Annotated in this window: 21 protein-coding genes, 1 tRNA gene and 1 pseudogene; 11 read left to right on the top strand and 12 right to left on the bottom strand. The window is 50.0% G+C overall.

Annotated elements, in window-relative coordinates:
- Positions 1-132 precede the first annotated feature (132 nt).
- Positions 133-645, top strand: coding sequence for a CSS-motif domain-containing protein (locus P4S53_RS15135; protein WP_337113298.1), 513 nt, complete (start codon positions 133-135; stop codon positions 643-645).
- A gap of 64 nt (positions 646-709) precedes the next feature.
- On the top strand, positions 710-1,720 hold the full coding sequence (locus P4S53_RS15130; protein ID WP_337113297.1) for an EAL domain-containing protein: 1,011 nt from the start codon (positions 710-712) through the stop codon (positions 1,718-1,720).
- Between the two features lie 50 nt (positions 1,721-1,770).
- Here P4S53_RS15130 and P4S53_RS15125 read toward each other — a convergent pair whose 3' ends face one another.
- The 5 genes and pseudogenes from P4S53_RS15125 to slyA all read right to left on the bottom strand — a co-directional run bounded on the left by P4S53_RS15125 (position 1,771) and on the right by slyA (position 6,984).
- On the bottom strand, positions 1,771-3,387 hold the full coding sequence (locus P4S53_RS15125; RefSeq protein WP_337113296.1) for a methyl-accepting chemotaxis protein: 1,617 nt from the start codon (positions 3,385-3,387) through the stop codon (positions 1,771-1,773).
- A gap of 161 nt (positions 3,388-3,548) precedes the next feature.
- A pseudogene (locus P4S53_RS15120) lies at positions 3,549-4,243 on the bottom strand (DUF4336 domain-containing protein).
- A gap of 140 nt (positions 4,244-4,383) precedes the next feature.
- Entirely contained in the window at positions 4,384-5,424 is a 1,041-nt protein-coding gene (locus P4S53_RS15115) for a DUF2955 domain-containing protein (protein WP_337113295.1), read from the bottom strand.
- Between the two features lie 12 nt (positions 5,425-5,436).
- Entirely contained in the window at positions 5,437-6,495 is a 1,059-nt protein-coding gene (locus tag P4S53_RS15110; RefSeq protein ID WP_337113294.1) for an HlyD family secretion protein, read from the bottom strand.
- Positions 6,496-6,501: 6 nt separating this feature from the next.
- Positions 6,502-6,984, bottom strand: coding sequence for a transcriptional regulator SlyA (gene slyA / locus P4S53_RS15105; protein WP_337113293.1), 483 nt, complete (start codon positions 6,982-6,984; stop codon positions 6,502-6,504).
- A 350-nt stretch (positions 6,985-7,334) separates the two neighbouring features.
- Here slyA and P4S53_RS15100 point away from each other — a divergent pair, with 350 nt between their 5' ends.
- Both P4S53_RS15100 and P4S53_RS15095 read left to right on the top strand, forming a co-directional pair.
- A complete protein-coding gene (locus P4S53_RS15100; RefSeq protein WP_337113292.1) occupies positions 7,335-8,450 on the top strand; it encodes an MBL fold metallo-hydrolase in 1,116 nt (371 codons plus the stop codon).
- Positions 8,426-8,689 carry an MBL fold metallo-hydrolase RNA specificity domain-containing protein gene (locus P4S53_RS15095; protein ID WP_337113291.1) on the top strand — a complete coding sequence of 88 codons (264 nt, stop codon included), beginning with the start codon at positions 8,426-8,428 and terminating at the stop codon, positions 8,687-8,689. The genes P4S53_RS15100 and P4S53_RS15095 overlap by 25 nt, the downstream gene beginning before the upstream one ends.
- Positions 8,690-8,806: 117 nt before the next feature.
- Here the strand turns inward: P4S53_RS15095 and P4S53_RS15090 are convergent, their stop codons facing one another.
- The 3 genes from P4S53_RS15090 to hutH form a co-directional block, all read right to left on the bottom strand.
- Positions 8,807-10,219, bottom strand: coding sequence for a hypothetical protein (locus tag P4S53_RS15090; RefSeq protein WP_337113290.1), 1,413 nt, complete (start codon positions 10,217-10,219; stop codon positions 8,807-8,809).
- A gap of 767 nt (positions 10,220-10,986) precedes the next feature.
- A complete protein-coding gene (locus tag P4S53_RS15085) occupies positions 10,987-12,999 on the bottom strand; it encodes a urocanate hydratase (RefSeq protein ID WP_337113289.1) in 2,013 nt (670 codons plus the stop codon).
- Between the two features lie 15 nt (positions 13,000-13,014).
- A complete protein-coding gene (gene hutH, locus P4S53_RS15080; protein WP_337113288.1) occupies positions 13,015-14,505 on the bottom strand; it encodes a histidine ammonia-lyase in 1,491 nt (496 codons plus the stop codon).
- A gap of 150 nt (positions 14,506-14,655) precedes the next feature.
- Here hutH and P4S53_RS15075 point away from each other — a divergent pair, with 150 nt between their 5' ends.
- Both P4S53_RS15075 and P4S53_RS15070 read left to right on the top strand, forming a co-directional pair.
- Positions 14,656-15,255 carry a LysR family transcriptional regulator gene (locus P4S53_RS15075; protein WP_337113287.1) on the top strand — a complete coding sequence of 200 codons (600 nt, stop codon included), beginning with the start codon at positions 14,656-14,658 and terminating at the stop codon, positions 15,253-15,255.
- Positions 15,252-15,557, top strand: a complete 306-nt coding sequence (locus P4S53_RS15070; protein WP_337113286.1) for a LysR substrate-binding domain-containing protein — start codon at positions 15,252-15,254, stop codon at positions 15,555-15,557. Before P4S53_RS15075 ends, P4S53_RS15070 begins: the two co-directional genes overlap by 4 nt.
- An 87-nt stretch (positions 15,558-15,644) precedes the next feature.
- Here the strand turns inward: P4S53_RS15070 and P4S53_RS15065 are convergent, their stop codons facing one another.
- Positions 15,645-16,520, bottom strand: a complete 876-nt coding sequence (locus P4S53_RS15065) for a LysR family transcriptional regulator (RefSeq protein WP_337113285.1) — start codon at positions 16,518-16,520, stop codon at positions 15,645-15,647.
- Between the two features lie 128 nt (positions 16,521-16,648).
- Here P4S53_RS15065 and P4S53_RS15060 point away from each other — a divergent pair, with 128 nt between their 5' ends.
- Together P4S53_RS15060 and P4S53_RS15055 are read left to right on the top strand one after the other, a co-directional pair.
- Positions 16,649-17,332, top strand: coding sequence for a type 1 glutamine amidotransferase domain-containing protein (locus P4S53_RS15060; protein ID WP_046219255.1), 684 nt, complete (start codon positions 16,649-16,651; stop codon positions 17,330-17,332).
- A gap of 9 nt (positions 17,333-17,341) precedes the next feature.
- The gene (locus tag P4S53_RS15055) at positions 17,342-17,761 is read left to right on the top strand and encodes a VOC family protein (protein WP_046219256.1); all 420 of its coding nucleotides are present in this window, start codon (positions 17,342-17,344) and stop codon (positions 17,759-17,761) included.
- A 246-nt stretch (positions 17,762-18,007) separates the two neighbouring features.
- On the opposite strand, the gene P4S53_RS15050 is transcribed toward P4S53_RS15055, so the two are convergent.
- A tRNA-Ser gene (locus P4S53_RS15050) sits at positions 18,008-18,098 on the bottom strand.
- Between the two features lie 138 nt (positions 18,099-18,236).
- The gene (locus P4S53_RS15045) at positions 18,237-19,115 is read right to left on the bottom strand and encodes a DMT family transporter (protein ID WP_337114501.1); all 879 of its coding nucleotides are present in this window, start codon (positions 19,113-19,115) and stop codon (positions 18,237-18,239) included.
- Between the two features lie 127 nt (positions 19,116-19,242).
- Between P4S53_RS15045 and P4S53_RS15040 the strand changes: the two genes are divergently transcribed.
- Both P4S53_RS15040 and P4S53_RS15035 read left to right on the top strand, forming a co-directional pair.
- Complete coding sequence (locus P4S53_RS15040; protein WP_337113284.1) at positions 19,243-20,706, top strand: aminotransferase-like domain-containing protein; 1,464 nt, start codon at positions 19,243-19,245, stop codon at positions 20,704-20,706.
- A gap of 47 nt (positions 20,707-20,753) precedes the next feature.
- On the top strand, positions 20,754-21,884 hold the full coding sequence (locus P4S53_RS15035; protein ID WP_337113283.1) for a PQQ-dependent sugar dehydrogenase: 1,131 nt from the start codon (positions 20,754-20,756) through the stop codon (positions 21,882-21,884).
- 57 nt (positions 21,885-21,941) lie between these two features.
- Here the strand turns inward: P4S53_RS15035 and htpX are convergent, their stop codons facing one another.
- Entirely contained in the window at positions 21,942-22,820 is an 879-nt protein-coding gene (gene htpX, locus P4S53_RS15030; RefSeq protein ID WP_337113282.1) for a protease HtpX, read from the bottom strand.
- 277 nt (positions 22,821-23,097) lie between these two features.
- Between htpX and P4S53_RS15025 the strand changes: the two genes are divergently transcribed.
- Positions 23,098-23,253, top strand: a complete 156-nt coding sequence (locus tag P4S53_RS15025) for a hypothetical protein (RefSeq protein WP_202603971.1) — start codon at positions 23,098-23,100, stop codon at positions 23,251-23,253.
- The last annotated feature ends 109 nt before the right edge of the window (positions 23,254-23,362 follow it).

Genomic DNA, 23,362 nt, shown 5'->3' with positions numbered 1-23,362 from the left:
CATGTCAGCCATGTTTAAAATATCAACAGAGTGCGGTAAAATTCGCGCCGCTTCCGTAATAAAATTAGCAATAAGTGTAAAACACATCACAATCCGGGTAACTCTGATTACTCCTTCTTGATTAGCATTCACATGATATCCACCTGTAAAAACTGGTTTCTTATTCGTTTTGCTACTCGGTATAAACACTTTCTGCTGGCAGTTTTACTGGGGCTCAGCGTCTTAGCCTTCGGCTTGTGCGGCATTTACCTGCATGGCAGGGGTAATCTGGATAACCTTGTCGAAGAAAAAGCCACCATTGCGAATGCCCTTTTCCAGAACACCATTGATGAGGCCCATACTGCCGTAAATAAGGCCACTCCATTGCTCAGCACCGCCTGTACCACTGCAACCGCGGAAGAGTTAAAGCGCATTTCCGTGCTCAGCCCTAACATTCGCACAGTCAATTTAGTGGAAGATAATTACATCTACTGCTCGTCTCTGATCAATCATGCCTTAACAAGAAATGAAAACACTCATATTCCTGTTACGACACGTTTGTTTCTGGCCACACATAATTACTTAAATCCGAACGAAAGAATTCTGTTCCTCGGAAAAAAGTCGGTGAAAAGTATGTCATCGCCAGTATTGATGTCCAATACATAAAAAGAACACTCCAGACCATTGGACAGAAAGTACCGTAACAATCACGTTAAACAATCAACAAAGCATGACATACACTACGTTTTACTCTGAGACAAAAGACGGCACATTCATCGCGCTGAATTCCCGGGATAATGAGTTCATGATTTCATCCCGAATCAGTCAGAGAATGTATCTGGATTACATGCTGTCGCATTTGTACATTTCAATGTATCTGTGCGTCATTATTGCCATTGTTATCGGCATCAATGGCTATCGCCAGTTCAAACGACCGCGTTCACTGCAAGAGGAATTACGTCGTGCGGTAGAAGAGAATGAGTTTTTGCCTTATCTGCAACCTATCGTGAACCATCAAGGCAGGATTTGCGGCGCGGAAATATTAATGCGTTGGCACCACCCGAATCAGGGTTTCATCATGCCAGACTTATTTATCCCGCTGGCAGAGGACACCGGCCTGATTCATATCATGACCACTCAGATACTGAACCGCGTGAAATCTGATTTGCTTCAGAATCATCAATATCTGCCCGACGGCTTTCACCTGGCCATTAATATCAGCCCAAGCCAGTGTAATGATCTGCTTTTCTATAAAGACTGCCTGAGCTTCATGTCCGCCTTTCCGGAGGGCAAGGTAAAATTGGTCGCTGAACTGACAGAAAGAGAGTTCATTCAAGACACAGGAAATGCAGCTCTGCTGTTTGAGAAGCTGCATCATCTGGGGGTTCAGATTGCGCTGGACGATTTCGGCACCGGTCATTCATCGCTGGCGTATATCAACCAGTTCCACATCGACATCATCAAAATTGATAAGAGCTTTACCCACCTGATTGGTTCGGTAGACATGCCGAGCCATATTGTCGATAACGTGGTGGATCTGGCAAACCGACTGAACATCGATGTGGTTGCAGAAGGGGTGGAAAACGCGACACAGGAAGCCTACCTCAAGCAGCGCGACATTCAGTTCTTCCAGGGCTATCTTTACGATAAACCCCTACCGCCGGCGGTTTTCATAGAGAAGATGCAGCAGCAAAGCGACATGCTGGTACGCTTACAAGCGGATCCTTCACTGAATGGCTAACGAATCAAGCAGGGAGCAAACTCCCTGCTGTTGATTCGCATCCGGCAACGCTACACCTTAAAATAGGCCAGGTGCTGGTTCAGTAATTCAGAGACGTGCGCCATGGCCTGACTTTCCTGAGCAAGATTCATGGACGATTCTTTCATCACATTCGCAGACAGATGAATACTGCTGACATTTTCATTCATTTCATTGGCGACGATGCCTTGCTGTTCCGCCGCGGCGGCTATCAGCACCACTCTGTCGGTGGTCTGATTCAAGTCCGACACCATATTTTCAAACGTGCTTCGGGTTTCCAGCGCAATATCGACACAGCTTGCCGCCTGAAAATGGCTCGATTGCATGGTTTTACTCGATTGTTCAGCAATACTGGTCAGTCTGTCGATACTGGCCTTGACCTCTGAGGTCGACTGCTGAGTGCGGCTGGCAAGATTCCTGACTTCATCGGCAACCACGGCAAATCCGCGTCCCATCTCACCGGCTCTGGCCGCTTCAATGGCGGCATTCAATGCCAGCAGATTGGTCTGCTCCGAGACATCCTGAATCACGTTCACCACAGCATGGATATCTTTTACCCCTTGTAACAGCTCATTGACGAAGCTGTCTGCATGGGTGATATTTTCGGCCACCGACTGAATATTATCGCTGGTGGCTTTCATACTGACACTGCTTTGCTGAGCCTGTTCGGCAACGTGAACTGTGGCCTCAGAGGTACTTTCTGCATTTTGGGCGACATCGTTAATGGTTGCCGACATTTCATTCATCGCCGCCGACAGTTGCTCAAGCTGGACGTGCTGAGATTCGACGCTGGTTGCCGTTTCTTCACTGGCACTGGCAATCCGGCCTGCCATTTCGCGCGATTGCTCCGCAGACTGACTGGCCACTTTGAGTGCCGCCTGCAGTTTATCCAGCATGCGGTCGACTTCCCGCCCCATTTCACCAATTTCATCCTGACGCTTTTTATTCAGCCTGACTTTGAGATCGCCGTCTGCTATCACATGAATCTTGTCGACCAGCGCATTGAGCGGTGTGACGATATCGTGTGCCAGCAGGTATCCAATCCATGCCAGAATGATCACCGCAGCGGCAGCAAAAACCGATGCCTGAGTCAGATTGCTGTAGAAAACATCGTCGATATCCGACACCAGCACGCCCGAGCCGATGATCCAGTCCCACTCAGGAAAATACATCACATAGGATATTTTTTCGTGCAGCCGGCCATCCGGTGCCCGCCAGGTGTAATCCAGAAAGCCCTGACCTGTCGTCGTTGCGATATCCGCCATTTCACGCCAGTGATACTTCCCCGAACCATCGCGGAGCGTAGAGGCATCAGCACCATTTAATTCCGGCTTTAGCGGATGGATGATGACCTGTTGGCCAGGGTTGGTAATCCAGAAATAGTTATCACCGTCATACCTGAGCTGCTCAAGTGCCTTCAGTGCCATACTTTTCGCCTGCTCAGCACCTAACTCAGAAGTCTGCGCGGCAAAAAATGCAATGAGACCTTGTGCGGTTTCAACCTGTGCACGCAGCTTATCCTCGCGCTCACTGAATGAAGCGCTGTGCTGCTGCACCAAATTGTAAATACAGACAGATACAATCATCACTGCAGCCATGACCACCAGCAGCTGCAGCTTTATTTTTATTGATATATTTCCAAGTTTCACGTGATATCCCTGCCAAAATAAGCAACAAAGCACGTATTTTGCCGCAGGATATCTTCGTCATAATTATCTGAAATCAAAGAAAGTTGAAACTCTATGCCTGGCAGGTATGTAACGCCATGATATGTGATACACATCATATACATTTTCCCGATACTGTCTTCTCAAACACCTGGTTTAAGCCATGAAAATGCACGCCGTAAAAACGCCGTCGCATCTTGTGTGATCAGTTCCCCGTGCGCCAGCACTATGGTATCCGGTGCCCAGCTCAGTATATGCTCAATATGACGCCTGGCCTCAGGCTTGTTCAAATAAAAGGATAAACGCCAGTCGAGCGGGGTTTTACCGTGAGGTGCCATAACACCTGCACCTTTAGCGATCATCCTCTGCCAGGGTTTGAACGAATCGGCTGGGAAATTTTCTATCAGATCAGTCAGTATCAGCGTATGGGTTGCCGGATGGAAAAAAACACATTCCTGCATCGCTTTCGAGCCGGTAAACAGCAGTTGCTGAATCGCGGGCTGCCAGGGAAATCCGGTGATGAGGTCAGCTCGCCGTCGAAGTGAAGATCACTGCGCTTGTGAATCACTTCTTTCGTCCCAAACGTGGTGGCTTTGGGATAAGCCTGCTGCCATTGCGCAATAAACAGATGGTGTAAATGATTGGGGGCGATCAAATAACTCACCTCGCCCAGGGTATTGACCGCTTCCGCCAACTCAGGGGTCAGCTCAATCGGACTGTGTACCCACAACGTGCCATCGGGCAGTTTCACCACTGTCATCCGAGTTGTATAGGGTAAGGAAAAGAAAGGTACCGCTTTGCCATCCGCAATCCAGATCGATTCATTCAAGGCGTACATCATGTTTCCTCAAGCATTCAGTTGATATGTGTTAATTATCATATCACTGCGTCGGAAAAACAGTGAGGAATCATCTCCAGTCTGCGGATGCGACTGTTGCTGCTTCAGTACACGCTTGTCGCGACGTCCTTGTCATGGGCTTACTGAACCGGGCTGAAACGTGTCGCCTCAAAGCTGTTCAGTAAACGGTGGATCAGGTAGGTCACCAGCAAGGTGGCCACTATCGCAAAGAAGATACTGCTGACCCGGTAAAGCGCACTGAACACCAGATCATTACCCGGGGTCAGGTATTGCCCGTAGAGGATCCCCAGGGTTGTGAGGCCGCCAAAACCTGCGCCTGAACCACTGGATTCCTTGACATGCATATAGCTGAACAGCATCGCGCCTATCCAGAGCAAGGGGACAATCAATACCAGCATCCCGGACCAGTCATACAATAACAACTGCCCTGCCATCCCAAAGGCGACCCCCATGATCGTGCCCATCGCCCGTTTACGGGCATAACCCAAAGCGCCATTCCAGTTCATCGGAAATAACAGTAACAAGGTGGTTGCCTGAGCCGACATCGAATCATTGAGATCAAAGATCTGAAAAACCAGAAACGACAGGGTTGCAATACTGGCCCCCATCAGCGCTTCATGGCGCATCCGGTGGGACCCTTTGGGCTCGCTGGGACGCGCTGGCGGCTGACGAGGTTCGGCATCAGGGATCAAAAACGTCATCAGGTAAGCAATCACCACCGACAGCACATTGGCCAGCAGGTTGCTGAAGATCAGATCATTCAAATCTGAACTCGGATAACTGGCAAAGTGCAGCATGATGCTCAGGCTGAGCACGCTGTTCGCCCCGAACAGAAAGAGCGTCCCTTTGGACATACAGGCAAATTTGTACAGAAAAAGCACGAAAGCAATCCCGGTCATCATGCCCGGATGCCCGCCAAAGAATCCGCCTAATATCCCCACTTCCAGTCCGCACACGATTGCCGCAGCCAGCAGCTGACGCGCGGCGTGTGCGCTCATGACGGGCACCATACCCAGCAGCAGCATGGGGGTGACCGTAAAAAAGACGCCGTAGTTCCAACCGAAAATCTTACTGATGGCAAAACCGATCGTGGCACCGGTTGCGATTCGCAGGCACTGGCGAAAATCGTTTTCTGACATCGGATGATCCCATAACTTCATGGCACCTCCCGCTTAATAAATATAATGAAGAGTGCTCAAGAATTTAATCTGAGCGTGAGCCATCCAGGCAAACAGACCGCTGTCCGGAACCAGCTGTACCGTGGCACGTGCACCGGCGGGTAAATGTTGCGGTGAGTCCCCTTCAATATTCAGGTGAAGGCGCATCCGCTGAGCATCCCGCACCCAACGGTTAGATTCTGTCGGCGTGGCAAGCCGTCCATTCGCATCAAACTGGCCGGCACTGACACCCGCATCCAAACTGCTGATGCGAGCGGTAAAGACCTGCCCAGGCTGACTGTCGAAAGCAATCAGCGCCTGACTGTCGTGACTGAAATGTCGCAGGCTCTTTTCCCGGAAGTCGGCAATGATATCGACATCCGTTGAGACCAGCGCCACCAGCGGATTACCGGCTGCCGCGTAAGCACCTTGCTCCAACTGGAGATTGGTGATCACGCCGTCGCGTTTGGCTTCAACCCGGGTATAGGACAGATTCAGTTCTGCCTGTTGCAGCTGATTTTTCGCCACACGGATGCTCAGATTTTTATCGCTGATTTCGCCCCGGCTGACTTCCAGCTCTTTTAAGCGCGCTTGCGAGGCAGACAAATTGGCTTTGGCTGCGATGGCGGCACTTTGGGCATCATCGCGCAGCTGTTGTGAGGTGCCGTTACGATGAAACAGCGTACTCAACCGATGCGCTTCGCGTGTTTTTTGTTGCAGAATGGCTTCATTCGCCGCGACTTCTGCCTTTGCGGCCAGAATAGAGGCATCCAACTGGCTGTTATTCTGGATCACTTTTTCCAGATTCAGACGCGCTTGTTCGACAGCCAGCTTATAAGGGGCCGGATCGATAACAAACAGTACATCGCCCTGATGGACTGCCTGATTATTATGCACATGTATTTCGGTGATCGGGCCACTCACTCTGGGGGCGACTTTAGTCACAACCCGGGTCGCCATCGCTTGTGGGGTCAAAGGCATGGCCAAATCGGCCATCAAAAAATAAGCAAATACCAACACAAATGCGAAACAGGCGTATTTGATCCAGCGGGCAAATTTTTGATCAGGTGTCATAGCGGTTTATTTCTCCTTGGAATCGTTATTGTGTTCTTTATTCAGAGAATCCAGCGCATTGTGGGCAATCTGCTCCAGAATGAAGCCCAGCTTTTGTAGTTCCTGGTCGTTAATATGGGACAACAGCTGTTTACGTACCTGCATGATGCGCGCTTCCATCTGGGTGAGCAGTTGGCGCCCTTCTTCCGTCAGGCTGACAATCCGGGCGCGCTTATCGCTGTCGCAGCAACGGCGTGTCACCAGCGATTGCTCTTCAAGCTGTTTTAAAGTGCGCATCAGCGAAGCCAGTTCAATTTCCAGCGCTTCTGCCAATGTTTTCTGACTGACGTGATCGCCCAGTCGCTGCAGTTTCCACAACGCCGTCCAGCGCGGATGCGTGAGACCCAAAGGGGCCAGTTCACGGTCTGCCACCATCTTCCATAAACGGGAAACGCGGCTGAGCTGCTCAGCTAACGGCAGATCGCGAAGGATGTTGATATCTTGAATCATGGTGCCTCACCAAATTACTTAGCATGCTAAGCAATATAATATAGTTAGCAGGCTAAGTAAATACCTTGTGAGTTCAATCACACCTTTCCTGTACGAGCGTTTAGGCGCAGTGCGAATGGCCGACAGGAAAAGCGGACTCATTCAGAAAGGGCGTCAGCCAATCGCACCAAGACTTCCCCCTGCCTTGAATAACGCCCCCTGCATACCTAAGCTAACCGATAACCATGGCCGATTAACGAAAAGCGACATCTCCGTACACAGCCCAATTCCATCGGCACGACTCTCTGAGCGATAGAACCGCGCCCGACGATTTTGAATCGGTCAAACGATGACAACGTGGGAATTCTCGAATGAAAATTACTTTTCTTGGTGGTACTGAAACGGTGACGGGATCCAAGTTTCTGCTGGAGACAGAACGAACCAGCGTGCTGATCGATTGTGGTCTGTTTCAGGGCTATAAGTGGTTGCGGGAACGCAATTGGCAAACATTGCCTATGGATATCGAAAAACTCGACGCCGTTCTGTTAACCCATGCCCATCTCGACCACTCTGGTTATCTGCCTGTGCTCTACAAACATGGCTTCCGCGGCCCGGTTTTTACGCATCACGCAACCAAAGATCTGTGCCGGATTCTGCTGGCAGACAGCGGCCATATCCACGAAGAAGACGCCAGGTATTACAACAAACACCATCTGGGCAAGCATGAGCAGCCAGAGCCGCTCTACGACAGGCAGAATGCTGAAGACTGCATGGCCCTGTTTCAGCCGGTAGATTTTGACGAACCGGTCGAAGTCGGAGAGATTCGGTTTTATCTGCAGCCGGCGGGACACATTCTCGGTGCTGCCAGTATTATTGTGGAAGCGGAAGGAAAACGCGTGGGATTTTCCGGAGATGTCGGCCGCTTTCACGATGTGCTGATGATGCCTCCCCGCCCGCTGCCCGCGCTTGATCTTCTTCTGATGGAGTCCACTTACGGCAACCGGCGGCACGAAACACAAGACCCCTTTGAAGAACTGGCAGAAATCGTCAACCAGGTTGCGAGCCAGGGTGGCGTCTTACTGATTCCTGCCTTTGCTGTGGGACGGGCACAGGCTTTGCAACATATGCTGGCAACCTTGATGGAAGACAAGAGGATCCCCAGAATCCCCGTTTACCTTGATAGCCCGATGGCCATTCAAGTCTCGGATATTTTTTGCCAGTACGGTGAACAGCACCGGCTCAATCCCGACGAATGTCATCGCATGTGCAATGACATTATTTATATCCGTACTGTGGATGAGTCGAAGGCGATTGAAAAGCAAGCCTTCCCTCACATCATTCTTGCCGGCAGCGGGATGGCAACGGGAGGTCGCATTCTGCACCACTTTAAACGTCTGCTCAGCAGTCCCAAAACCACCGTCTTGTTTACCGGTTATCAGGCCGGGGGAACACGGGGGCGAAAATGCTGGCCGGTGTTGAGACGGTGAAAATACACGGCGAATGGATACCGTTGCGTGCCTCAATCAAAATGCTTTCCAGCCTGTCCGGTCATGCAGATTACCTTGAACTGACCCAATGGTTACAGCAGTCGGCATTGGCGAAAAAGACACCCATTCAGCTGATTCACGGCGATCCTGAAGCTCTCGAAGCGCTGCGTGTGCATTTACAGGAACAGACAAAATTTACCGTCGATGTGGCGGGTTACTGGAGTATTTTGCGCCTGTAGCTGCCGGGTGAATTCAATGAATGAAAAGCGGAGACCATAACAAACAAGGGGGTGTCTGAAAACAAAAACGCCAGAATGCGTCAGAGCGCAGACTGGCGTTGTGTGGTTAATGAGCGATTACAGCAAGCGTTCGAAGGTTAATGTCTCCTCAGCACCAAAAGTGATGGTTAGCTCATCAGCTTCACTGCTCACAACAGAATCAAGAGACCTGGTCTCTCCCTCTATGCCTTCATCAAACACTAAACTGCCACCGGAACCATCAAACGTCAGCTCCAGATTGAGTACGCCGTTTGTATGTGAATAAGTTCCGTATTCAATGCCGATATCACCGTCTTCACCTTCCGCTGCCTCGCCATCTACCATTTGAACCAGAAAGAATTTATTGTCATTGCGGAAATTAAATATAACGTGGCCGCCATTTTGCTCTTTCAGTTCCCAGCTACCTACAATGGTGTTGGAGGTATTCACTCTCGGGAACACTTCATCTCCGGAAGCGTCCTCATCATCCGATGGTGTTGGATCTGTCCAGGTCAAAGAAAGTGACGCATCGCTGACGACAAAATTGGTGATGATGTCATCACTGGCCAGGCCGCCATCAAAGGGGTCATCTGCAGTACCGTTGTTATCGTTATCTTTAGACCAGTTGATCTTTTTCCCGACTAAATCCGTTCCATTGAGCTTAAAGCTCCCATACTGGAAACCTTGCCAAAGATCTTCATCTTCGTCTCCAACTTCATATTCATATTCCACAACCAGAAAATGACCATTCGGGAAAATATTCACAATGCCTGCATATTCAGAATCCTCACCCACTTCCCAGCCTAAGGTAAACATACCTTTCAAATCAGCCGTTGTTGTACTCAGGCTTTCTTCAAAGTGGGCTTTTGCTTCAGCCTCATCTGGCAGATCGCTGGCAGATTTACTTGCCTGAGACAGAAGCGCTGTGACATTAGAATCATTACCAAAATCCGCGGGCGCAACATTGAAGTTAATTTGAGTGGCAGTGTTCTTCACTGTTTCATTGATAGAGATGCCATTTGAAGGATCATCGTCTGAATCTAATGTCATCAGCAGACGCACGATATTCACAACCGCATTGTCATTGATATCCTCTGTACCCGCTAAGTCCAATGGGGTAATCACATTCCCGGCATCAACCGAGGTAAAGCTGTGGCCACCCATTTTAAAGGTGACTTTTTCACCCGGCTTATAGCTGAATTCGCCATTTGCATTGGTGGTTCCGCTCTGGGTGGCGGTGACATAGTCCATGCCTTCTACCGCAGCGTCAATCAAGCGACCGGTTGATACATCACCGGATTGCGTTTGATCACCACCGGATGAATTGTTGTTTGCTGTATCTTTACCAGAACTGCCACCGCCACAAGCACTAATCGCGAAACCCAGTGCTGCCACAATCGACAAGTTTAATAATTTTCCTTTCATTGTTGTTGTCCCTCTGCATATGTGTTTTTTTGCTTTTATAGACTTTTGTTTTTCTTCATCCAAATACAGGAACAAAAACTGAGACATTCAACAATTCTCTCTTATTAATATATTAAACATTCATTTCAAAAGCATGAAACACTGCGAACAACTCATATTCCAAGTCGATTCGCTAGCATGGCACTCAAACAAAATAATTAATATCAACATCAATAATGAAACAAAACTTTTCACTATTGGTAAATTAAACATAAATCTGGAAATTCTGTTGATTTCAAGCAACAAAACCACCGAATGATGAAAATTCCAGAAATAGAAAAACTAACAAACCACTGACACAAAACAAAAAAAATTTAACTAATCGCCATTAGTTCCTGGCAATTGATATTATTGTGATTACCATCACGCAAATTAATGCTGAGAATTTAAAATGAACAAAGGCTAGCGGAATACGAAATACAGAATAGCAAGCACAGACAATTCGCCGGGTAAATTATAAACAAGTTAAATATACCCAATGATATGCAACCAAAAACAAACCAAAGGATAAGAATAAGGATACAACATTCCCCCCAGAGAAATCAGCCATCGAAAGGGACTAAACCGCTAAAAACCTCATTCATTTAACCTCATAATGACTTATTCACGTAAAAATCCAACGCAAAGAAATGAATCAAACAGCTGATTGATATGGGTGATTTGATTGAGCCAGAACAAGGGAGTGAGGGATATTCAACCCTTGAATATAAACGCTGAACCCAAAAAAATCACCACCGCCATAGGCGGCGGTTTAGGGGTGACAAAAAAAGCCCCGTCAAAACGGGGCTTTCAGGAAACAATAAGTGACAACTGATTTAGAATGTCAGTTTATTGATAATGTCATCGTCAACCTGGTTCGCTAACGTCACTTTGAGTTTAGGCGTTCTTGCCATTTCGCGCTGAATCGCGAAATTCGCTTCTTTGTTACGGGCCCAGCTGCGACGCGCAATGCCGTTGTTCACATCGAACAGCAACATAGACTTCAGCCTGCGTTCTGCACTTTCACTGCCGTCAAGCAACATGCCAAAGCCGCCGTTGATCACTTCCCCCCAGCCGACACCGCCACCGTTATGAATCGAGACCCAGGTTGCGCCGCGGAAGCCGTCACCGATCACGTTGTGGATGGCCATGTCCGCGGTAAAGCGGCTGCCGTCATAAATGTTCGACGTTTCACGGAACGGTGAATCCGTGCCACTGACGTCGTGGTGGTCGCGGCCCAGAACGACCGGACCGATTTCACCGCGATGGATCGCATCGTTAAATGCTTTGGCAATTTCCATACGGCCTTGTGAATCAGCGTACAGAATACGCGCTTGTGAACCGACGACCAGCTTGTTTTGCTTCGCATCTTTGATCCAGGTGATATTGTCTTGCATCTGCTGCTGAATTTCTTCTGGCGACTCGGCCATGATCTTGTTCAGCACCTCAGCGGCAATCGCATCGGTTCTGTCCAGATCTTCCGGCTTGCCTGAAGTACAGACCCAACGGAACGGGCCAAAACCATAGTCAAAACACATCGGACCCAGAATGTCCTGTACGTAGGACGGGTATTTAAAGTCGATGCCGTTTTCAGCCATCACATCGCCACCGGCACGCGACGCTTCAAGCAGGAAAGCATTGCCGTAGTCAAAGAAATAAGTGCCGCGGGCTGTGTGTTTATTGACCGCATCCGCATGACGCTTCAGGGTTTCCTGAACTTTCACCTTGAACAGCTCTGGCTCTTCCCGGATAAGACGGTTCGATTCGTCATAGCTGATGTCAACCGGGTAGTAACCGCCTGACCAAGGGTTATGCAGCGATGTCTGATCTGAACCCAGGTGAATAAAAATGTCCTTCTCGTAGAAGGTTTCCCATACATCCACCACGTTGCCGATAAAGGCAATCGAGACCACTTCGTCGTTGGTTTGCGCTGCACGGACACGTTCGACTAACGCATCCATATTGTCGATCAGCTCATCCACCCAGCCTTGCTCGTGACGTTTCATCGCCGCTTTCGGGTTCACTTCCGCACAGACCGTAATACAGTCAGCGATATTACCGGCTTTGGGTTGTGCGCCACTCATACCGCCAAGACCCGCAGTCAGGAAGATCTTCCCTTTCGGGCTTTGACCTTTTTCAAGTACCTTGCGGAAGGCGTTCATCACAGTAATGGTGGTGCCGTGTACGATCCCTTGCGGACCGATATACATAAACGAACCTGCGGTCATCTGGCCGTATTGCGTCACGCCTAATGCGTTGAACTTTTCCCAGTCATCCGGCTTAGAGTAGTTCGGGATCATCATGCCGTTGGTCACCACAACACGCGGTGCATCTTCTGACGACGGGAACAGGCCCATCGGGTGTCCTGAGTACAAATGCAGCGTCTGGTCGCTTTCCATTTCACTTAAGTATTTCATGGTCAGCAGGTATTGGGCCCAGTTCTGGAATACCGCACCGTTACCTCCGTAAGTAATCAGCTCTTCAGGGTGCTGCGCCACCGCCGGATCCAGGTTGTTGTCGATCATCAGCATGATAGCGGCTGCCTGTTCGCATTTCGCCGGATAGTCAGAAATAGAGCGTGCTTTCAGGTCGTAGTTCGGCTTGAAGCGGTACATGTAAATGCGGCCAAAATCTTTCAGTTCCTGAGCAAATTCAGCGGCCAGTTCCTGATGCCATTCTTTCGGGAAGTAACGCAAGGCATTGCGAATAGCCAATTGCTTTTCTTCCGGCGTCAGGATGTCTTTGCGTTTAGGCGCACGGTTCACACCGGCCGGATACGGTTTAGCCTCCGGCAGTACGCTCGGGATCCCTTGTCGAATTTGTTCTTGAAAATTGATTACAGTGTCCATTCTTACAGGCTCCCTTCAGTTCACTTTAAACGCTTGTGCTTTCACCAATGCGATCATGGCGTCGATGTCTGGCTTCAGCAGGCGGTCTTCTTCCAGCTTGGCCACTTTCTCGCGAATGATTTGGTAGTTTTCTTCAATCACATCTGAACAGCGATTCGGACGTCTGAATTCAATCGCTTGTGCCGCATACATCAGTTCGATAGCGATGATCTTTTCCAGGTTTCCTAAAATCTGATTCAGTTTTCTGCCCGAGATACTGCCCATAGATACGTGATCTTCCTGCCCCATCGAGGTTGGCACGCTGTCTGCAGACGGTGGGAAACAGAGTGATTTGTTTTCAGTCACCAGCGCAGCGGTCACGTATTGCGGGATCATCATGCCCGAGTTCAGGCCACCGGATGACGTCAACAGACGCGGCAGACCGTGTAAGCCTTCAAGCAGCAGGTAGCAGCGGCGGTCTGCAATATTCCCCAGTTCCGCAGCAGCAATCGATGCATAATCCAGCACCATGGCCAGCGGTTGCCCATGGAAACTACCGCCTGAAATGGCCTCTTCGGAGCTGATAACAATCGGGTTATCCGTCACTGAGTTCATTTCAATTTCAGCCAGTTCTTTCAGGTGATTGAAGGCATTACGCGAAGCACCATGCACCTGCGGAATACAGCGCAGGGAATAAGGATCTTGCACGCGAACACAATCAGCATGCGAGGCCATGTTTTGTGAGTCTTTGAAGAAACGCCTCATCCGGGCGGCGACTTCAATGTTGCCGGCAAAGGCACGCGTCAGGTGCAGCTCTTCTCTGAATGGCGAACCACTCCCCTGCATCCCTTCAATACTCATCGCACCGGCAAGGTCTGCCAAATCAAGCAGATAACGCATTTTCGTGAGTGCGGTAATGGCATGAGACAGAATAAACTGTGTGCCGTTAATCAGCGCCAGACCTTCTTTTGCATGCAGCTCAAGCGGCGCTAAACCGTTGTCACGCAGCGCTTGTGCGGCTGGCACGGTGTTGTCGCCCTGCCAGAATTCACCTTCACCAATGAGGGGTAAAAACAGGTGAGAAAGCGGTGCCAGGTCACCCGATGCGCCAACAGAGCCTTGCTCCGGCACAACAGGGATCAGATCGTGTTCGAGAAACGCCAGCATACGCTGAACAACTTCCAGGCGAATCCCTGAGTAGCCCTGGCTTAAGGCATGTATCTTGGTGATCAGCATCAGTTTTGAGATGGATTTCGCAATCGGCTCACCCACACCAACCGCATGGGTGATCAGGAGGTTTTTTTGTAACAGATGCGTTTCTTCCGGTGAGATTTGCGTATCACACAGCGGGCCGAATCCGGTATTGATGCCGTACACCGCCTTGTCTGAGGCGGCGATGATGTCCACATTACGACGGCTTGCATTGATTTTATCTAAAGCTTCTTCACAGAGTTCCGCTTTGATACTGCCATCCGCTATGCCGTTTACAATATCCAGATTGAGTTGATCAACACCATATCTAAACATCTTGTTTGTTCTCCTGACTGACTGATATCTCTGTATCAGATTGCTTCTATAAGACAATGCTAGCTTGCTCTGTAAGTTTTATAAAAGCATAATGTTCGTAGTTCATTCCGGTTTTATCGAACAAAAAACACAAGCTGACAGAGAGCCCTTATGCAGATTCAAGATGTTGATTTACGTATGCTGAGAATATTCGTGGCTATCGTTGAGTGTGGCGGTCTGTCGGCGGCGGAATCCCGCTTAAACATCGGTCGCTCTACCATCAGTTCTCACTTATCCGATCTGGAAGTGCGCCTTGGGATTACGCTTTGCAAACGCGGCCGGAGCGGCTTTGAGGTCACAGAAGCCGGGCGTGTGACCTATCAGGCCTCACTGGAATTACTCCAGCAGTGCGAAGCCTTTGCCGCCACCGTGGCAAGCTCTAAAAACGAACTGTCCGGCCGGGTCACGATTGCCATGATCGATACCTTAGTCAACGATCCGCGCTGTCGGGTATCCCAGGTGATTGCCGGGTTAAAAAGCAAAAGTAATAACTTACAGTTCGACATCAACGTCTGTGAAGCGCGCGAAGTCGAAACCTCCGTGGTGAACGGGCGCTCGCTGGTCGGGATCGGCGTCAGTCGTCATCCGCTCAGAGGGCTCGACTATTTCCCCCTGCATCATGAAACGAACTATCTGTATTGCGGCAAAGGCCACCCGCTGTTCGACTGCCCCCTTCGGAAATCAACACGCTGTTACAACAAGCGGAGGTGATCACCAGTAACTATATGCGGGATAAGGAAACCCGCAACGACGCGCTGAATTATCAGAACACGGCCATCGCCTATCACGATGAGGGAATTGCCCATTTGATTTTATCCGGTGCGTTTATCGGCTATCTGCCCGAGCACTACGCCAGCACTTGGGCCAACAAGGGGCTGATTAAACCTATCTTGCCCGAGAAATATACCTATCAAATCCCGGTCATGCTGATCACGTTAAACAATAATTCTGCGTCGCCACTGGCCAAAGCACTGATCAAAGAAATTAAACGTTGTCACCGTACGGACAGCTGATCCAACGCTATCGTTGCCAAGGTTCATGTGCAACCAACTATACGGAACGACGTCATCAGAAATGCTACAGCTTGCAAAATACCTTTGTTACTCACTCAGAAAAGCCCGTATCTGCTCTCTCAGCCAACGGCGTAATGGATCGGCATGTGTCCGTTCATGCCAAAACTGAAAGATATCAACACCCGGCAGCTCGAAGGGGACGGGATAGATCTCCAGACCGTCATCAAGCTGAGCTGCCTCTTTTGCCAGTGATGCCAGGCAGGTCACGATCAGATCACTGTGCCGGATAATACGGGCTGGGGATAAAAAACTCGACACACCCGCAACAACCTGACGGCGTAACCCCAGTTTTTCCAGTCCGCGATCAACATTGCCATGCAGATCGCCTGTCAGGGTTGTCACAATATGCTGGCAGCTTAAGTAAGTTTCAAGATCAAGCTCCTGCCCTATCCGGCTGTGATTTCGATTCGCAAGTACGGCAAATTTCTCGCTGGCGACTTTCTGCTGCCGGAATGTATCCGGTAACTGGGTATAAAAGCCTGCAATCGCAATATCGCACTGACCATTTTCCAATTCTGCTCTGGGCAGCTTGCTCCCGGTATTGTGGGTCACTAAGGTTAACTGTGGGGCGTGCTTCTGGACATGTGGAATCAGGCGGGCAAACAACTTCTGTTCCATATAATCGGTTGAGTAAATGTATACCTTGTCTCTCCGGGACAAAAAATCTTCCGTGTCCAGCTCACTGTAAAACTGCTCCAGGCCATTCATTAAACGGCGAATTTCAGGTGCAATCGCATGGGCTTTCGGCGTTGGCGTTAATCCTCTTGGCGCTTTGACAAAAAGAGGATCATCAAATTCATACCGGAGTTTGTTCAGCTTATGGCTCAAAGCAGGCTGACTCAAAGTCAGACGTTCAGATGCACGAGTCGCATTCCTTTCCTGATAAAGGATGTGAAAAATCATCAGCAAATTCAGGTCTTTCTGATAGACATTCATAATTTGGATATCAATTATCAGTTTTTTAGAATTCAAGAATATCACGGAGACACTTATTCTCACCAACAATCAAAGAGAACAAACAGGAGTACATTGTGAAAGTTTTAATGATTCTGACCTCACACGACAAACTCGGTGACACCGACCATCAAACTGGCTTCTGGTTGGAGGAATTCACCACACCTTATTACACGCTGGCTGATGCAGGGGCCGAGATCACTCTGGCATCTCCCAAAGGTGGATTACCGCCCATAGATCCACGCAGTCAGGACGAAAGTTCTGCCGTAGACAGTACACGTCGCTACGCTTCAGATCAGACACTTCAGTCTGCCCTGTCACATACTTTCAAACTGGCTGAAATGGATGCGTCTGAATTTGATGCCGTTTTCTACCCAGGGGGACACGGACCACTGTGGGATCTGGCAGATGACAAGGATTCCATCGCACTGATTGAACAGTTTTACGCGCAGGGCAAGCCTGTTGGCGCAGTCTGTCACGGACCTGCCGTATTCAAGTCCACCCGCAATGCGCAGGGAGAACCTTTAGTCTCCGGAAAACGTGTCACCGGATTTTCTAATGAAGAAGAGGCAGCGGTTGAATTGACCGATATTGTTCCTTTCCTTGTAGAAGATATGCTCAAAGCTAACGGGGGCCTGTATGTGAAAAAAGACAACTGGCAGAGTCACGTCGTTACGGATGGCTTACTGATCACAGGTCAGAACCCGAATTCATCGCAAGCATGTGCACAAAGTGTGCTTGATGCGCTGAATGCAAAGTGAGATCAACCGATGAAATACTTACATACCATGGTTCGGGTCAGAGACATCGAGCAATCACTTGCCTTTTACTGTGATGGCCTTGGATTGACTTTAATCAAGCGTAATGACTACCCGGAAGGCCGGTTTTCCTTACTGTTTCTGGCGCCACCTGACCAACCAGAGGCACAGCTGGAACTGACCTACAACTGGGATCCTGAAATGTATTCAGAAGGCAGGAACTTTGGCCATCTGGCATATGAAGTTGAGGACATTTACGCGCTCTGCGAGCATTTGCAGTCAATGGGCGTCACCATCAACCGCCCACCCCGTGATGGCCATATGGCGTTTATTCGGTCTCCGGACAACATTTCCATCGAGCTACTGCAAAAAGGTGAAGCTTTACCTGCCGCTGAACCCTGGGCATCTATGCCAAATACGGGACATTGGTAATCCAATGCTGAGTGCCCCTGCCGCGATGGCTGAATGAACTGACACTGCAGATGGTTATGAGCGGCATTCAAGTTCAATCTGGCCAGAGTGCGGCCAAAGTGCAGACGAAAAAAAACCGCTGATAGTTCAGCGGTTTCTTTAAATGTGGTGGAGCCAGAACAAGGTATGGAGGGATTTTCAAATCCCGGACAACGCACTCTGAAGCTCAATGAAAAAAGCCCCGTCTGTCGACGAGGCTTTCGAATGTGGCGGAGAGATAGGGATTTGAACCCTAGATACGCTATTAACGTATGCCGGTTTTCAAGACCGGTGCTTTCAACCACTCAGCCATCTCTCCGTAAGTGGTGCGCATGATACCCAGCCGATCCCATGTTGTAAATACCCCAAAGAATCAAATGCACACTTGATCGCCAATCTGACACATTCCTTTTCGCTTTGGCTGATTTTTCAGCCCGTTAGCTTTCCTGTTGTCCCTTTAGCTTTCCTGTTGCACAGAGGTCAACGCTTTTTCCTGCGCTTGCGCTGTTTTGGGTTTTCGCATCACCAGATAAACCGCCATCGCCGCCAGCATAAAACCGACCGCACTCATCGCATCAAAGGTTTCATGAAATGCCAGCCAGGCTTGCAGCGCTGTGACCGGCGGCACCAGATAAAAGGTTGAGGCGACTTTTGAGGCTTCACCGTGCCGCACCATATACAGCAGCAGCCAGACTGCGGTCACCGACACACCGAGCACCAGCCAGGCCAGAGTCAGGGTGAATGTCAGATTCCATTCCACCTGCATGGTTTCCATCGTCATCATCACAGGTGCGAACAGGAGCGCCGCCATCAGATATTGGTAAACCGAGCCGCCCACCAGATCAACCTGCTGACAGAAACGCTTTTGGTACAGGGTGCCGAGTGTAATGCCGAGCAGAGCGGTCGCCGCACACAAATAGGCGGCGACTTGATGATCTTCTTGCTGCCAGCTCATATTGCCTTGCAGCACCAGGGTGATGCCCATCAGCCCCACGACCAATCCCAGCCACTGGGACAGTGCCAGACGCTCCTGCCCCATTGCGACTAACAAAAGCGCCGTCAGTACCGGCTGTAATCCAACCAGCAAGGCGCACAGGCCAGCCGGCATGCCCAGATATATGCCGTAATAGGTGCCGCCCAGATAAAAACCATGAATCAGCACTCCCGCGACCATACTGTGCAGCCGCGCGCGACCGGTCGGAAGCTGGCCGTTCAGTACGTACAGCAACACCATAAAAATCAGAATATTGAGTGCCATGCGTATAAAGAGAAAGGTTGCAGGCTCCGCATACGGCAAACCAAAACGGGCTCCAATGAACCCCGTGCTCCACAGCATCACAAATATGAAAGGAATAAACCGAGCCAATGAGATGTCCTTCTGGTGATTAACATGATTTTCCACTACTGTAGATGGGTACAAAAAAAGTAAAAAGTGACAGTTTTGTGATTTTGATAGGGTACAGATGCCACAAGTACAACACGAAGAGCAACCCAGCGAAGCCAAATACCGCCAGGTGATCCGGGAGCTGACGCTGCGAATCGATCGCGGTGTGTATCAGGCTGGCGATAAGCTCCCTTCAATCCGGCAGTTGAGTGAACAGCTCACGGTGAGCAAAAACACGGTCATACGCGCGTATCAGGAACTGGAGGCGGATCAGACAATTGAAGCGCATCCCCGGTCCGGCTATCGGGTCACGATGGCCACTCAACCGGCACCGCTGACCATGCAGGCCCCCGCCTTTGTCGATTTACTGACATTAAGCCGCACCATCTTGCAACAGTCCCCGTCATCGTCGCTACTGCCAACCGGCAGCGCACACCCGAATACCCAATTTCCCGCCATTACCTCGCTGTATGCAGAAATTGGCCGCCACAGTCGTTACCAGACCCATCAGCCAAGTCATTATTTGCTCCCGCCGGGCGATGAGCAACTAAGAAAGCAACTGGTGACTGTCAATCAGTGGCTGGGTATTTCAACCTCCCCCGATGAAATTCTGATCACCCATGGCGCACAGCAGGGGATCAGTATGGCATTGCAGGTGCTGGCCAAACCGGGCGATACCGTCATCGTGGATTCCCCCTGCTATTTTGGCAATCTGTTATTACTGGAATCACTTGGTCTGAAAGTGGTCGAGATCCCCTCTCACCCGCAAACCGGGATGGATTTAACGCATCTGTCTCAGGCTCTGGCACAATGGCCGGTCGCGGCGATTCTGATTAACCCGAGTTTTAATAATCCAACCGGCGCTGTGATGCCACGCCGTGAACGCGAACGCTTTCTCAGCATCACCGCGGGTATCCCTGTGATTGAAGATGATGTATTTGGCGACTTGGGTTACAGCAAACGACCACCCGCGATTTACAGTCTGGATTCCGATAACAGGGTGATCTATTGCAATTCGTTATCTAAAACACTTGATTCGCGTTTGCGTATTGGCTGGATGCTGGCCGGACAATATCAGCCACTGATTGAAAAACGCCTGCTTGCAGACAACATGGGCAGCCTGAATCTGATGCAGTCGGCGGTGGCTGAGTTTTTAAAGACAGGCAAATACCGCACTCACCTCAGTAAAGTCAGGCGCTATTACCAGCGCAATCAACGCGCATTCAGCCAGCGTTTTTGTGCTGCCCTCGACAACTATCCCTGGATGGCTGGCCGCTATCATTTATATCAACCCGATGGCAGTTTTCTCTGCTGGCTGACGTTGCCCGAGCAGGCAGACAGCTATCAGCTGTATCAGCAGGCGCTGACAGCCGGCATCAGCCTGTTACCCGGCAATATGTTCTGCACTCAGGATCAGTACCGCCATTGCCTGCGGCTGAGCTACGCGGTATTTGAGGAGAACGCCCACTGGCACTCAGGCATCACAAAGCTGGCACAGCTGATTGCCGCACATGTCAAACCACTGATTGATAACTCAGAATAAACATCGACTAGGCTTACTGAAATGATCATTTGATTAAGGAAGATACCATGAGATTCAAACACCTTGCTTTCATCGGTGCATTGCTGAGTACATTGCCTTTATCAGCGGTGTCAGCGCCGAGCATTGTCAGTACCGGTTCCAGTGAAGGCATGGATTATCAGCTTGAAAAAGTGACTGACGGGCTGCCAGTTCCCTGGGGAATGACCTTTATTGACCCAACAACACTGCTTATTACACTACGTGAGGGAAAGGCGGTACTGGTCGATACCCGCTCAGGCCAACAAAGCGCCCTGAGTGGTTTACCCGAGATATATACCCGGGGTCAGGGTGGTTTACTGGATGTCATCCTGTCCCCCGATCCCCTGGCAAAGGGCTGGATCTATTTTACCTACAGCAAACCGGTCAACAACGGCAGTGCCACCACACTGGCAAGAGCCAAATTGTCAGGCCAGACACTTACCGACTGGCAGGATTTGCTGGTTTCCCGTTCACACAGTGACGCCAGTAAACACTATGGCAGCCGAATCGCCTTTGATATGAAAGGCCATGTGTTTTTCTCTGTCGGTGACAGAGGAAACCGCCCGAACGGGCAGGATCTGACCAATCATGCAGCTTCGATATTACGTTTAAATCTTGATGGCTCAGTACCAAAAGATAATCCCTTTTATGGCCAGTCTGGCGCATCGGCAGAGATCTGGAGCTATGGTCACCGCAACCCGCAAGGCATGGTATTTGATTCGGCGACAAACAGGTTATGGGAAATTGAACATGGTCCGCGTGGCGGTGATGAAATCAACCTGATCCTGCCCGGACGCAATTACGGCTGGCCAGTGACCTCACACGGTAAGGAATACTGGGGACCGCTGGATGTCGGCGAGTCGAAAGAAAAAGCCGGTATTGAATCACCGAAAAAAGTCTATGTCCCTTCCATTGCCCCCGGCAGCCTGATGATTTATCAGGGCAGCGCTTTCCCGGCCTGGCAGGGTCATCTGTTTGCCGGCGCACTGGTGTTACAGCACCTCAACCGTGTTGCTCTTAATGCGCAGGGAAACCCTGTAAAAGAAGAAAGGTTGTTTGAAGACTTGCATGAAAGAGTTCGCTCACTGGCGCAAAGTGCGGACGGGATGATCTATTTCGGCACGGACAGCGGCAACCTGTACCGTATTGTCCCCAAATGAAACCGCCCCCGCTTCATATGAGGCGGGGGCGGCTATACATCACAAGTGACTGCGTGATTACAGGTGCTCACCACGACGCAACGCATCAATACGCTTTTCCAGTGGTGGGTGCGTCATAAAGAGTTCAGACAAGGTTTTCTTGCCGTTGATGCCAAACGCCATCATGGAACCTTCCAGATGAGACTCCTGACTGACTTTCAGACGCTCCAGCGCAGCGATCATCTTCTCTTTACCGACCAGATGCGCAGAACCGGCATCGGCTTTGAATTCGCGGTGACGGCTGTACCACATGGTAATAATGCTGGCCAGGAAGCCGAACAGTAATTCCATAATGGTGGAAACGATGAAGTAGGTGACAAAGCTGCCGCCCTCACCTTCTTCATTGTTGCTGCTGACGCCACTGACGGCACCCGCAATAATACGGGAGACAAAAATCACAAAGGTGTTCACCACCCCCTGCAACAAGGTCATGGTCACCATATCGCCATTGGCAATATGGCTGATTTCGTGCGCCAGTACGGCCTCAGCTTCATCGCGGGTCATGCTGTGTAACAAACCGGTCGAAACCGCCACCAGAGAGTCATCACGCTTGGCGCCTGTTGCGAACGCATTGATATCCGGTGAGTCATACACAGCCACAGTCGGCATCCCAATACCGGACTGCTTCGCCTGACGTGCCACCGTTTCCATCAGCCAGTGTTCGGTTTCATTCCTCGGATGTTCAATCACCATACCGCCCACAGACCTGAGTGCCATGGACTTGGACATGAAGAGGGAAATCAAAGAACCGCCAAAACCAAACAACACCGCCATCACCAGCAGGCCGTTCAAGCTGCCTGGCTGTAAATCAGTCACGGCATAAATAATATTGAGCACAATGCTGAATACCAGCATTACGGCAAGGTTGGTTGCCAGGAACAAGCCAATTCGCTTCATACCTTTCTTTCTCCAACAAAGGTCTGGGTGTCAAATGCTTATGCGCCTTCCGAATGGCTGGCGCATCAATAAGATGGTACTTATAGTATGGTCGTTCAATCTAAAAACAAGCGGAAGCAGGAAATTGTTACTTTTGGTAAGGGATATCCGCTTCTGAGACAGAAATCATGGTTTGCCCGATCAGCAGGGTCTTAGACTTTGGTCGTATTGTATAAGATGTCGCCATTCTCTATTGTCGTTGCGTATTCGCATTCACAGTATCGAACAAGGAGGCAAGATGGCTGACCAAGAAAACTACCAAGTCGCAATTGATATCCTGCGTTGCCATCTTGGCATGACGGCTGAAGAAGCCTGCGCAGAGCTGGGGATTGACCCGGCAGCGTCTAAGACAGCCGAGGCCATGGATCCTGCCGCTGTACTGGGTGATCATTAACCCCAGCCACGATTAAGTCATTTCGCCAAAACCTCCAAACGGAGGTTTTGTCATTTCTGCGTCATACTCACCGCACGTCAGTTCTCATTCAGAATTATTATGTGATACT

The organism is Photobacterium sp. Hal280, from assembly GCF_037162255.1.
Classification (GTDB): Bacteria; Pseudomonadota; Gammaproteobacteria; order Enterobacterales; family Vibrionaceae; genus Photobacterium.
This window is presented reverse-complemented; position numbering and strand designations above follow the sequence as displayed.